The following is a 1278-nucleotide window of genomic DNA, read 5'->3' on the forward strand; positions in this document are numbered from 1 at the left end:
TGAAGTGCTATACTAACGTTGTAACAGTAGTGGCTAATAAGATATAATAAATCCAATAGAGAAAAGAGGTAATTATCATGCCACAAAGTTACACACCCGAATTTAAGAAAAAAATAGTACGTCTTCATGAAGAGGAAGGTCGTACCTACAAAAGCATCACCGCTGAGTATGGGGTATCGAAAGCCAGCATTTCTAAGTGGTGTAGCGAGTTTAGTAAAGAATGCCAGTCAAGCCCGGAAGCCAAAGAAGATTATGACAACATGAAGGAGATGCTCAGACTCAAAAGAGAAAACGAAGAACTTCGTAAGGAGAATCTTTTCTTAAAAAAAGCGGCGGCATTCTTTGCAAAGGAAATCGATTAGAGGCTTATCGATTCATCGAACAATATCATAATGAATTTGGCATTCGCTGGCTGCTTGGACGGCTGGGTATATGCCCAAATGCTTATTACAACTACCGGAAACACCGGAAGGCGGATTATTATACCCTTAAAGCCGAAGTCCAAGCACAGATTCAGGAAATATATCATTCGCACAATGGAGTTGACGGCTATCGGAGTATGAAAGTCTATCTGGAGCGTAAAGGTTATTCTTACAGTAATACCACCGTTCATAAATATATGAACACAGAGCTTGGTCTCCGTTCGGTTGTCCGTCCAAAAAAACCAGGATATGAGCATGGAAACCCGCATAAAGTATTCGATAATAAGCTGAAGCAAAATTTCACAGCAGATGAAATCAATCGAAAATGGTGCACGGATTTCACTTATCTGTTCCTTGCAAATCATGAAGTACGCTATAACTGCACTATTATAGATTTGCATGACCGGAGTGTGATTGCCAGCATAACAGATCGTAACATTACCAGTGATCTTGCGATCCGGACGCTCCGAAAAGCGCTGGAATCGCAGCCAACAATCAAAGATGGTCTTATCTTACATTCTGACCAGGGCTCACAGTATACGTCCAAAGCATTTACCGAATTCTGCGAATCGGTAAATGTGACACAGAGCATGAGCAAAGCAGGATATCCGTACGACAATGCACCGATGGAGCGTTACTTCAATACCTTGAAGAATGAATGCACAAATTTGTATGAGTTTACAACAGAGGAAACACTCTATCAAAAGGTAGAAGAATTTGCATACGTTGATTATAATCATGTTCGTCCACACAGTTATAATGGTTATCGAACCCCATATGAAGCAAGGACGGCAGCATAAATTGATAAGCACTATTTTTTTAGCCACAAGTGTTACAAAAAAGCTTGACCACAACA

At 40.5% G+C, this 1278-nt stretch carries 1 protein-coding gene; it reads left to right on the forward strand.

Annotation, left to right across the window (positions count from 1 at the left end; translation table 11 throughout):
• Positions 1-77 precede the first annotated feature (77 nt).
• Positions 78-1222 (forward strand): IS3 family transposase gene (locus tag DW826_RS05620; RefSeq protein ID WP_117552274.1). Its coding sequence is split into 2 segments (ribosomal slippage): positions 78-315 and positions 315-1222, totalling 1146 coding nucleotides; the frame shifts between segments, so codons are not numbered across the junction.
• Positions 1223-1278 lie beyond the last annotated feature (56 nt).

The organism is Clostridium sp. AM34-11AC (genome assembly GCF_003435375.1).
GTDB classification, from domain to species: domain Bacteria; phylum Bacillota; class Clostridia; order Lachnospirales; family Lachnospiraceae; genus Pilosibacter; species Pilosibacter fragilis.